Below are 11379 nucleotides of genomic sequence, written 5' to 3'. Positions count from 1 at the left end.
GTATAGTATATTAATGGAAATTAGAGGTGAGTATAATGGGTTCTTATAAGATTATTATGTCGTTCTCACAATTACATCATCATATCAAGTAGCCTTGCTATTCGATTTTAATAATCGTCAATAGGAAGGCTATTTATCATTAAAACCGTATTTGATTAAGTTCAACACTTAAATCAGGTGCGGTTTTTTTATTTATTAAAAAAATTTGGAGGTTAATGAATATGAAGAAAATGGATTATCAAAATGTGAAGGGTACACAAGATTATTTACCTAATGATGAAGTAGTACGAAGAAATATTAGAAGAACTTTAGAAGACGTATTTATCCAATACGGATGTAAACCCCTCGAAACACCTATATTAAATTACACGGAATTGCTCGCTTCAAAATATGGTGGAGGTGCTGAAATATTAGAAGAAATGTACACATTAACGGATAGAGGAGAAAGGGATTTAGCTTTAAGATACGACCTTACTATTCCCTTTGCAAAAGTTGTTGCTATGAACCCAACATTGAGGATGCCTTTTAAGAGATATGAAATTGGTAAAGTATTCAGAGATGGTCCAATCAAATCGGGACGTTTTCGTGAATTTACTCAATGTGATGTTGATATTGTGGGAGTGGAATCACAAATTGCTGAAGCAGAATTAATGGTTATGGCATTAGTTGTATTCCGTAAACTCGGGTTAAAGGTAATGATTCAATATAACAATCGGAAATTATTAACGGGTATGTTAGAAGTGTTTAATACAGAGGAGGACAAAATAAATAAAGTTGTTTTAATCCTTGATAAACTTGAAAAAGTAGGATTAGAAACGGTAACATCAGAGCTGACTGAACAAGGTCTTTCACCTTCCACTGTCCAATCCATTAAACAGTTTTTGAACGATAAAAATAATAAAAGTTATAGCTACTTTGAGCCTTTTGCAAAACAAAATAAACAAGTTGAACAAGGATTAGAAGAATTGAAAGAACTGGAAACCTATTTTGCATTCCTAGGTGTTAATGGTAAATGTGTATTTAATCCGTTCTTAGCAAGAGGATTAGAGATATATACTGGCACTATTTATGAAGTTTTTTTAACAGACAAAACCATCAAGTCAAGCATTGGCAGTGGTGGTAGATACGACAATGCAATTGGTGGACTCATTGGTACAAATGAGAAATTCTCTACGGTTGGAATATCATTTGGTTTAGATGTCATTTATACCGCTATACAATTATCGAAGGATAGCACGCTAGAAGAATGGAATGTCGATTTTTACATTATACCAATGAATACTCAAAAAGAATCATTATTAGCAGCAAGTTATTTAAGAGAAAAAGGGTATACGGTGGAATTGGAAATGGGGAACAAGAAGTTAGGTAAAGCCTTAGATAAAGCAAATAAAGAGAAAGTACGTAACGTTATCATAATTGGAGAGGAAGAAGTAAAAAATAATCAATTTAAAATCAAAGATATGTTAACTGGTGAAGAAAAAACTGAAGGTTTCCTTTTTAATAAATAACTTTTCTTATTGAACAATAGCGTTAGTTAAAGCAGAATCAAATTATTTTAGGGTTGGTTCCATATTATAATTATTCAATAAAGCCAGCCAATAGAAGTTTCAGTGATTTCAGCAAAACGGGATCATTGTCCCAACCAGCCTGAAACATGCTTATACAAGTAGGGAGTGAACAGTTTTGCTGACGGGATCAAATCCCACGGGCGCTATGTTCTATTCCGACTACCGCTATAATAAAACCAAATAAAAAAGTTCAACCAGTAAAAACTGGCTAAACTTACAATACGATCGGGCGCGATTGTTGAATAAGAAGGGCATTACATATTTTATATGACTAATATGTAATGCCCTTTAATTTATCTATTTTATAAAATTTAGGTCTTGATAAAAAAATTTGCTTGTTTTACTTTCTTGATCTTGGTATAAGTACTCAGAAAATTGAAATGTGGCATCAATCAGTCGATGGCGGTCATGACGATTTAATTGAGTTTATGGATTGGCCAGTTACATAAACCTATATCGAAACTATTGGACAACACTTTGGAATTAAAACATCATATCAGTGGCGTGAGGGTGGAATTTATCACGAACTTATGAGAAAGGATAGTCTTACTGATGACGTTTATTACTGTGATAACGGAGAAATATTTAAGCTACCTGCAAGGAACGGTAAAAAAGTACAAGGCATAAAATGGCTTGCAATGAGTCCTGATTTAAAAGTTAGATGGTGTTCACCATATGTGAAAATTGATGTCTTTTGTAGGGTATTAAAAAATCATCCACGATATAAAGATAAAAAGATTCTTGTAATTACTGGTGAACGAAGAGAAGAGTCTCCTAACAGAGCAATGTATTTCGAAACTGAAATACATGCCTGTAATAGCAATATAAGAATTGTACACGCTTGGCGGCCAGTGATTGATTGGTCAGAACAGAGGATTTGGGACGAATATGAGAAAAGAAGATTTCTTCCACATCCAGCGTACTTGCTTGGCTGGAACCGTACTAGTTGTTTTGGCTGTATTTTCTCAACATCTGACCTATGGGCAATGATGCGAGAAATAGCACCTGAAAGTTTCAATAAGCTAGTGCAGAAAGAAAATGAGTTAAACCATACCATTGATACAAATCGCTTATCTCTTGAGCAAAAAACTAATTTTAGTTCAATTGACCGATTACCGAAAGACAAACGATTGAGTAAATGGGTAACACTTGCATTAAGTAGAAATTTTAATAATGAAGACTTAATTATGGATAAATGGGAAATACCAGCGGCAGCTTTAATAGGTTCAACCGGTGGACCCGTTTAATCCCATTTCGAATAACCGTCTAACCATTTAGGGGAACATTGATTTATTTAAACTTAGATAACTAAAGAGTAATTATGCAAAGACAGGATGGATAACCCACCCTGTCTTTTTTTATATCATACTGGGGAAAATAAAAAAATGACCAATTTTTTTAATGATGGAAAAAATGCTTTTCTCAACATCATATCTGGATGACGAGATTAAATGTTTAAAGGCCGCAATACCACCACATATCCTAGCTACCTTTGCTATGCGGAGAAATGAAAAGGAAGATAAACTGCTTCAACATAACCTTTTAGACCGAATTGGGTATAAGGTTGAATCGCTGTATATTGATTGTGGATCTTTTACATTTAAAGATACTGATTATGGATTACAGGAAATGATCGACACTTATTAAGAAATGAGAGAAGAAGATGGATACACATTTGATATTCATGATGAACAAGAATTGGTGATGTTTTCTCATTGGTGGTTCCGTCAATTTGATGCAAGGGTTTTTTTAAAAAAAAGATTTGTGTAGATATAATTACCAGTAGAATTACAGTTTTATATACCTTAATATAATAGAGTGCTTCATGAGACCTAAAAATATACCACACTGGAGGTTTTGAAATGAAAAAGAGTATCATTGCTAGTGTAGTAGCTTTGGGAGTGCTAGGAGGTGCAACAGTTCCAGCCAATGCAATGACTATGTTTAAAGAACCGCCGTTCGAATCTTACAAAGTATACAAAGGAGATTCTTTTTCGCTCATTGCAAAGCGTTACGGACTGGATTATAAGAAACTAATGGAACTTAACCCAACAGTTGACCCAATGAATATGCAAGTGGGTTCTGTTATTAGGTTAATGCCTGAGAAAACAGCGAACCAAGAAGAAGTCATTACGAACAAGATTATCAATACAGGTTTATCCTTAATAGGAAAGGCTGAATACGCTGATCTAGGTAAAGTAGACTATGCCTCCCTTAAATTCCGTTGTGCTTCGTTCCTTGATTATATTTTCAAACAAAACGGAATTGACTTAGGTACAGCAAATGAAGATGATATGTATGAAATGGGAACACCCGTTGAAAGGAAAAACCTAAAACGTGGGGATTTAGTTTTCTTTGACGGTAACCATAACGGACTAATTGAACATGTAGGAATTTATATTGGAGATAATAAATTACTTCATATGGCGAACAACAAATTAGACGTTGTTGTTAGTGACATGAATGGAAGCTATTATAAAGAGGCTTATTATGGGGCAAAAAGAGTTATACCTAGTTTGCTTCCTTAAACTACACCAGCAAACCAAGACAGGCGGTTTTCCCCTGTCTTTTTTGTATATATTTTCTTTGCCATTTACAACCCCATCCAATAACAGCCTATGCCCCGATAAATAAAAGAGCTAGGCTGAAGATACTACAGTTGTAAATATAGATGTTCTCCTTAAGGATTTAGAAAATGAACTTAAAAATAATTGAAGTAACGGCTGTATTAGAAATATAATTTAGAATCCATTTTGCTTTTCGTATTTTTCCTCCACAATCGGGACATTTAATGGAATAAGACTCTTAAACAAAACGGGATATTCATGTGAGATTTTGAAGAAATGCACTTAAACTGATTTGTTCAATAAGGAGATGCTCCGCTTCCTATACAGAGCAGGAGAATTGACCCCAGCTATTTAAGCAAGATCGTCTCCCCAAATTCATCAAATGCGTGCTTAAAGTCAAATGCAAAAGGATCTGTTCCATGTTGAATATAAAAGTCGTATCTCTTGAAAGCCTCCTTCCATGAAACATCCGTTACCTTCTCAGTCCACCACACCACATAATTAGGTTGTCTCTCTTGAAGAGGTCCAAACCACTTGTTCCTGTCCCGTAAAGCTTGCTTATGTTGACCTGAATAGGTAAAACGATATAAACATTGAAGGCTTTTCCATACTGTTAGTGTGAGAATGGGGGAACCCTCTCCTTTGATTGCTTTCTCAGGGAAAAGTACTCTATTAGGTGAAAATTCCTTTATTAGATGCCCAGTTTTAGCAGCCTGTCGAATTATTTCATTTCCCACTTCAAAAAACTCACGAGAGGCAGGATGTTCATTTGGATGTTTTAACCTACCAACTGTATAAATCGCAACAAAAGCCAAAATTACCCCTCCAATTACACTATTTACCTACATATATTCTAGAATGACTGGACTAATTCCTAGTTGAACTATATAACTATTAATTGTGGTGGTAGATCAGATGCTTTTCTTTGTTGAACCTTTATTTAGTAGAAAAATACTCTTTTTAAACACCAGATTTAAAAAATGAGTTGCAAAAATGGATAATTATAAAGAACTTAGAAAATTTGTAGGACAAAGTCCTTTTATACTACCAGGTTGGGTTGTTATCAAAATGATTCTAGTATTGGGTCCAAATCCTAGTTATTCCATTAAAGAGCGCTCTACCTGAATAAGAACAACAAAAGAATGCAAAACCAGTTGTGTAAATTTATGAGTTGTAAAATAGTAGCTTGCATGTCTTCTTGCAAATACTTGTGAAAAATGTTAATCTAAATATGAATTATTTTTGTTCGGTGTAAAGGATAGTTTTAGTAAAACTTTTCGTCTTGATGATCACTGAGAGCAAGGATAGTAACACAATGTGTGTTTTTCACACTAGGAGGCAACATAAATGGAAAATGGTAAAGTAAAATGGTTTAACAGCGAAAAAGGCTTCGGATTCATCGAGCGTGAAGGTGGAGAAGACGTATTCGTACATTTCTCAGCTATTCAAGGCGAAGGTTTCAAAACTTTAGAAGAAGGTCAAGCTGTGACTTTCGATGTTGAGCAAGGTCAACGTGGAGCTCAAGCAGCTAACGTGCGTAAAGCTTAATAATAAAACCAAACTCAAGCAGGCTCTTTATAGAGTCTGTTTTTTATTTATCTTATAAGCAAAGAACCCCACTCACGAATGAGTAGGGCACATATAAAACAGTAAATCAAATGGTAAACAAAGTGTATCACATAATCACAAATTCTCCTACATTTAAATAAACAATTTAAATCTTTTTGTAGAGAGGCCTAAAATACCACTCCTTTTTTGGTAATTCAAACAGGTGCTTATGTTGGATTAAGCAATGATATTCAACAAATGGGTGCGATTCTGTAGCAAGAATTACGCTCTTTCGTTGTGTTAAGGGCCATTAATGGAGGAAGAATATACAGAAAAAGTGACTGGAAGGATGTTATTTATTGCAATATGCTTGGTTAATAACCGAGTAAAATGACCAAAACTAACCAGATAGGTAACTTAACCTAGAATAATTATGGAGTGATTTTATGAGTAAAGCTAAAGGAAAAGGTGGAACTGGGAGAGGAACAGACAAGAAGGGTTGGAATCGTTGGCAAGCTAGTGCAAACAAAAAAAAGAGTGCAAAACCTTATGTTAGTAAAGGTACAAAAAAAACAAATGTTGAAAATGACCCCACGAGCAAAAGTTAAACTAAGTTATCCGAAATATAGCGAATGCTGAAATAAATACAATTATTTATTTACCCAACGTGTGCGAGCTCCTTTATAGGAGTTCGCTTTTTTCTTTTTATGCTGGGTAAGGTCAGTTTAATATAAGTAACAATTTACTTTTCTGGGTTTTTCTTAAAAATAAACGGTTCTTTTAATGTGAAATCGCTCTTTTAAAAAGCCCCTTAAATTTCTCCCTATCTTCTGATGTAAATGGTTTTGGCCCCTTTGTACGCATTCCGCTTTTTCGAGCCATTGCGCTCAAATAACGTGTTTGTAATAATTGGTCAATGTTTTCATTTGTATAGGTAGACCCATTATGGTGAAGTACCACACACCCTTTTGCTAACCCTAGCGAAGCAAGACCATAATCTTGCGTAACGATTATATCTCCTTTTTCTACTAACTTTATAATCCGATAATCAGCAGCATCTGCTCCAGAATCAACATAAATGGTTTCCACTCCTGATGGTTGTTCCGCATTAGAAAAATGAGAATAGCTAGTAACAAGGATAACAGGTATTTCAGCACTCGTACCTTCAGAGATAATGATATCTTTTACCGGACAAGCATCTGCATCAACATAAATTTTCATCTTTACCTCTCCCCGTAAGTAAGTTTGAGTTGATGATAGTGGCAAATTTCGTCTTTGTCAAACGATAAAGATGGTTTACCTAAAATCATTAAATAACAAAAGAAAGATCTTTTTTTCATTGGAGAAACCCTCTTACAGAAAATAAGGATATTGGCCCTTCTAAGAACAAGTTATTTGCTGTTATGATTTTCGAAAATTGGATTTGTTTGTAAATCATGAAAGGTAGGATATAGCAAAGATGAATTTAAAAAAGATTTTCAAGTCTTTAGTTCTAGCATTCTTTCCTGCGGCCTCAACCGATCATCCCAAGTCCATTCGCTCCCCGGGGACAGGTGTCACAGTGATCGGGGTCCTGATGGCTCTTTGGTGCATCGCGTTTGCGGTGGTCAATATCGTTTTCGAGGTCACTGACCATTTCGCCGGGGGTCCACTTGCCGAGTACACGGCCGGCATCACGGTGATGAACTGGCTTGTTGTTGGCTTTAAGTCATTGGGCGCGGCTGTGGCGTTGTTGTCGGTTGCGAACATCCCGAAACTTCACCTACCGGCACTCATGACCGTGTTGGTGTGGGGAGCTTTCGCCACGCTCGGCTTATATGCCCTGGGCAGCGTGACGCAGGCGCTGGGTATGATCTTTGGGTTTATGGGCACTGCCGAACAAATCGATCTGGCAGGCATCGGCTACGTATTTATGTTCCTGTTGGCCGCGGCAGGCTATGGTTTCCTGGCCGTCTCCTACTCGCGGCGATACGGCACACGAAGAGGCTATGCTGTCCTCGGGGTGGTCGGCGCACCTGTGGTACTTGGTTTGATCCTGATAGTGGTCCCAATGCTACTGGTTGCCTTCGGATTCATGCCTGCATACTGATGACCATTTCGCTGACAGTAAAGATGGAGCATCATTATTGATCATCATTTCCACGGTGATCCCTTCTGCTTCTTCCAATTCTTGCGCCACCTCAACGTTCATCCCACATTTTGCGCCTGTTTAGGTATGTTTATAATTTTTTGGCAGGAATTCGACTCCCACTATCAAAGTTTAGATGAATCCAAGCAATGCGGTGATTCCTTTGACTCTATTAAAAGATGAAATCCCAGATATTTATTCGATTCGTATCGGATCGAACCATGTTAGAATAATCGTTAGTATTGGATATCATAGACAATATTCGAGAGGAATGGAAATACTTCACAACTTTTTAAGCAATCGGGCGCGATTGTGGAAGAACGAAGTGTCATTTCACACTAGTATTACATTGAAGCAATCAAACGGGTTATTTAGAAAGCTAATATGAATTTGCAACGAGAAGATTATCATGATAATGTGATTTATGGGTTAGATTCCTATTAACCCACCGAAAGGAGTTATTTCCATGATTATTCAATTCATTCGTTATAGATTGTAACAGGTATAGACTATTTTCAGATCCTATTCATATTTTTTTGCAAAATATGAGGAGGGTTTATTTGTCTAGGCCTTTTTCATTTATCTAAAAACGAATGAATGAGGTGACTTCTTTGTTTAAAATGAATAAAAGATTGAAGAGTGCGGAGTATATAAGTAACTTTGAATCCATTTTTAAGTGTCCTATTTGTCATTCAACAATGATGGTTTTTGAGTTTAAAAGTTTAATCTGCTCAAATAACCATACATTTGATTTTACCAAGCAAGGATATATCAACTTGACGACTCACCAGGTAAAAACTAAGTACAGCAAGGATCTTTTCGAAGCACGAAGAAAACTTATTATAGAGGATGGATTTTTCAAACCACTCAGCCAAGCAATTGCTGAAATTATAAATAAGCATACTATTAAAAAAGGAGAAATATCATTAATTGATATGGGATGCGGAGAGGGTTCACACCTATCCTCTATTTGCGATATTGTTAGTTCTGAATATAATAAAACAATTAAAGGAGTAGGAATTGACCTTTCTAAAGAAGGCATATTGGTAGCTGCCAAGAACTACACCAATAAGATTTGGGCTGTTGCTGACCTTGCCAATACACCATTCAAGGATAAGCAATTTGATGTTATACTGAACATCTTGTCGCCTTCAAATTATGCAGAATTTAACAGACTGACAAAAGCTGATGGTCTAGTAGTTAAAGTTGTTCCCCAATGTGGCTATTTAAAAGAATTTAGAGAAGTTATATTCGATGAACCCAAAAAACAATCTTATACTAATGTTAATACTGTTGAACGATTTAATATGAATTTCAAATTAGTAGATAGTTCAAGACTATGTTATACTGTGACACTTAATAATCCATCAATTCAAACACTCGTTCAAATGACTCCTTTATCATGGGCGGCCACGGAGAGTCAAGCTAAATTATTCTTAGAAGCAAATTCAGCTCAAATAACCGTTGATTTGGAAATATTAATTGGTAAGAAATATTAAATTTTGAGAAGAGAGTAGCCTTGCAGTTTGGACTGCTCTTATCACTTCTATACAGCAAGCGGGCACAATTCTTAAAATAGAATTGTGCCTTCTTTAGCTATAAGGCCAGATTGAAGAGTAAAGAAGTTTTTTAATATGGATCTTCACCAAAACCTATGGTTGACGCATGACTTACTTGCATTCGGTCAAAATGCGATTTTCGTATACCATAAAGTAGATACTTCAGCTTACGAATTAGACTTGATAAAGATAAATGCTTATAAAAATCAATGCACAACATGCTACACTATAACTATGAAATTCCACGATCAATAACAAAATAACAAGTCAGTAAGGAGAAACACATGCTAACGATTTTACAAGAAGAACAATTTGAAAACCTTTATCAATTAATTGAAGATTCTTTCCCTATAGATGAATATAGGCCCTACCAAACACAACGTGCATTACTTTCTCATCCTCACTATCAAATATACGTTTATGAAAAAGATAATAAGCTTGCTGCTTTTTTTGCCACTTGGGAAGGACCCGATTTTATCTTCCTAGAGCATTTTGCCGTTAAAGCAAGCTTTCGCAATGGTGGCTTAGGGTCGAAACTACTCCAAGCATTTCTTAAGCAGCAGGCAAAACCTATCGTCCTTGAAATCGAACCACCTGAGGGGGAAATCGAAAAAAGGCGAGCTGGTTTTTATGAACGAAATGGCTTTAGCCTTAGTCAGTGGGGCTATGTTCAACCAGCACTTGCAAAAGGGCAAAGCCCGGTTTCAGTTGTATTAATGTCTTACCCGAAACCATTACAAGAACAAGCATATCAATCCTTTAAAAACTGGGTATTTAAACACGTCTATTCATAATATTGGATTTTTTTGTTGTGAATTTGCGATTTCCAAGCGTTACCTTATACAAAAAGCATGAATTAAAGTGAGTGCAGGTCGCAATTTTTAACGCATTACCCCATCAGTTGCTGCAATTAATGATTCAAGTTGTTTAATACAGATCATCTTCTTATTAGTAGCAATGGTCAAGTACGATCTTCCATTAATGGAGCAAAGAAAAATCCTAATTTCTTAGCATTAAATTAAGAAATTAGGATTTTTAAAATTGAAATTCCCTTAACGTTGTAATACCCGTTTCCTGACGCTAGCCCACTGTCTACTTGACAGGGGTATATCCAAATCCCTAACCTTATTAAAGTAAAGTTTTTTGCTGCCTATTTTTAATTACCTGTATCATAATTTTTGTAACGTAATGTTCCTTTTGGTTCTTTACAACTGTATCATAAATATACTCTTCAAAAACATAATCTCCTAAGGCTAAATCTAAACGTTCCATCTCTGAAATAAGACTCTTATAGGTATTATGTATTGTTTTATCATCTCCAATATGATACCCAATGAGAAAATCACCCTTTACAGCCTGGAAATACGGATATCCTTCCTTGGGATGTGGTTGCTCAATGTATAAATAGCTATACTTAGAGAATTCTCCCTTTAAAACTTGCTCCCGTTTCGTTATACCACCTATAGGATAACCTGTATCAAGCTGTAATTCGTTCAATTCACCAATAAACTCTGAAATAACCTCTACAAATTCCTCATTGGTAATACTTTCAATGTTTCTGCTTAAATAAAGTGTGGCTTCTGGTAAATGTTCAAGCGTAATTTGATGAAAGTCAAGGTGTGAGGCCTCCTCCATTAATGTTATTTTTGTTTCGATAAGTTTTTCCTTCATTTGAATTTCCTGCCGCTTTTTCATAATCTCTTCTTTCTTTTGATACATTAAAGTTAAAAAACTTTCAGGAGATTTATTTTGCGTGTATTGTTGAATATCATTTAGTGACATACCAAGATCTTTTAATAAATCTATAACAAAGAATAACTCTATTTGGTTGATTGAATAAAAACGATAGCCTTTTTCATTTTTAAATACTGGAGACAGAAGACCTATTTGATCGTAGTAAAAGAGTGTTTGTTTGTTAACCTTGCAAAGCTTTGCGAATTCACCTGTAGTTAAATATTTCATATTTTTTTTATTCATAATTTACATCACCACCCTTGACTATATAGTTA

The 11379-nt window shown here is 35.4% G+C and carries 14 protein-coding genes; 10 read left to right on the top strand and 4 right to left on the bottom strand.

What is annotated here, in order from left to right:
- Window positions 1-221 precede the first annotated feature (221 nt).
- The 4 genes from V7127_RS24335 to V7127_RS24320 all read left to right on the top strand — a co-directional run bounded on the left by V7127_RS24335 (window position 222) and on the right by V7127_RS24320 (window position 4096).
- Complete coding sequence (locus V7127_RS24335) at window positions 222-1508, top strand: histidine--tRNA ligase (protein WP_335490666.1); 1287 nt, start codon at window positions 222-224, stop codon at window positions 1506-1508.
- Window positions 1509-2098: 590 nt separating this feature from the next.
- A complete protein-coding gene (locus V7127_RS24330; protein WP_335490662.1) occupies window positions 2099-2815 on the top strand; it encodes a phosphoadenosine phosphosulfate reductase domain-containing protein in 717 nt (238 codons plus the stop codon).
- Window positions 2816-2969: 154 nt separating this feature from the next.
- Entirely contained in the window at window positions 2970-3215 is a 246-nt protein-coding gene (locus tag V7127_RS24325) for a hypothetical protein (RefSeq protein WP_335490659.1), read from the top strand.
- 215 nt (window positions 3216-3430) lie between these two features.
- Window positions 3431-4096 (top strand): C40 family peptidase, encoded by a 666-nt coding sequence (locus V7127_RS24320; protein ID WP_335490656.1) that lies wholly within the window; start codon window positions 3431-3433, stop codon window positions 4094-4096.
- A 386-nt stretch (window positions 4097-4482) separates the two neighbouring features.
- On the opposite strand, the gene V7127_RS24315 is transcribed toward V7127_RS24320, so the two are convergent.
- A complete protein-coding gene (locus V7127_RS24315; protein WP_335490654.1) occupies window positions 4483-4950 on the bottom strand; it encodes a DUF3291 domain-containing protein in 468 nt (155 codons plus the stop codon).
- A gap of 532 nt (window positions 4951-5482) precedes the next feature.
- On the opposite strand from V7127_RS24315, the gene V7127_RS24310 reads away from it, so the two are divergent.
- A complete protein-coding gene (locus V7127_RS24310) occupies window positions 5483-5683 on the top strand; it encodes a cold-shock protein (protein ID WP_026574136.1) in 201 nt (66 codons plus the stop codon).
- 446 nt (window positions 5684-6129) lie between these two features.
- Window positions 6130-6291 carry a DUF3934 domain-containing protein gene (locus V7127_RS24305; RefSeq protein WP_335347991.1) on the top strand — a complete coding sequence of 54 codons (162 nt, stop codon included), beginning with the start codon at window positions 6130-6132 and terminating at the stop codon, window positions 6289-6291.
- A gap of 172 nt (window positions 6292-6463) precedes the next feature.
- Here V7127_RS24305 and V7127_RS24300 read toward each other — a convergent pair whose 3' ends face one another.
- A complete protein-coding gene (locus V7127_RS24300; protein WP_335355585.1) occupies window positions 6464-6904 on the bottom strand; it encodes a YaiI/YqxD family protein in 441 nt (146 codons plus the stop codon).
- Window positions 6905-7142: 238 nt separating this feature from the next.
- Here V7127_RS24300 and V7127_RS24295 point away from each other — a divergent pair, with 238 nt between their 5' ends.
- On the top strand, window positions 7143-7772 hold the full coding sequence (locus V7127_RS24295; protein WP_335490651.1) for a hypothetical protein: 630 nt from the start codon (window positions 7143-7145) through the stop codon (window positions 7770-7772).
- Here V7127_RS24295 and V7127_RS24290 read toward each other — a convergent pair.
- Window positions 7737-7862, bottom strand: a complete 126-nt coding sequence (locus V7127_RS24290; RefSeq protein ID WP_335490647.1) for a hypothetical protein — start codon at window positions 7860-7862, stop codon at window positions 7737-7739. The genes V7127_RS24295 and V7127_RS24290 overlap by 36 nt on opposite strands.
- 85 nt (window positions 7863-7947) lie before the next feature.
- Between V7127_RS24290 and V7127_RS24285 the strand changes: the two genes are divergently transcribed.
- The 3 genes from V7127_RS24285 (at window position 7948) to V7127_RS24275 (ending at window position 10164) form a co-directional block, all read left to right on the top strand.
- Window positions 7948-8199, top strand: coding sequence for a hypothetical protein (locus V7127_RS24285; RefSeq protein ID WP_335490645.1), 252 nt, complete (start codon window positions 7948-7950; stop codon window positions 8197-8199).
- 232 nt (window positions 8200-8431) lie between these two features.
- The gene (locus V7127_RS24280) at window positions 8432-9310 is read left to right on the top strand and encodes a putative RNA methyltransferase (RefSeq protein WP_335490668.1); all 879 of its coding nucleotides are present in this window, start codon (window positions 8432-8434) and stop codon (window positions 9308-9310) included.
- 344 nt (window positions 9311-9654) lie between these two features.
- The gene (locus V7127_RS24275; RefSeq protein ID WP_335347808.1) at window positions 9655-10164 is read left to right on the top strand and encodes a GNAT family N-acetyltransferase; all 510 of its coding nucleotides are present in this window, start codon (window positions 9655-9657) and stop codon (window positions 10162-10164) included.
- A 334-nt stretch (window positions 10165-10498) separates the two neighbouring features.
- Here the strand turns inward: V7127_RS24275 and V7127_RS24270 are convergent, their stop codons facing one another.
- Window positions 10499-11347, bottom strand: a complete 849-nt coding sequence (locus V7127_RS24270; protein ID WP_335490642.1) for a MerR family transcriptional regulator — start codon at window positions 11345-11347, stop codon at window positions 10499-10501.
- Window positions 11348-11379 lie beyond the last annotated feature (32 nt).

Origin of the sequence: Bacillus sp. JJ1773, assembly GCF_036962035.1 — a bacterium.
In the GTDB taxonomy this organism is placed as follows: domain Bacteria; phylum Bacillota; class Bacilli; order Bacillales; family Cytobacillaceae; genus Cytobacillus.
Note: the sequence above shows the minus strand (reverse complement) of the source record. Positions and strands in the feature narration are given on the sequence as shown.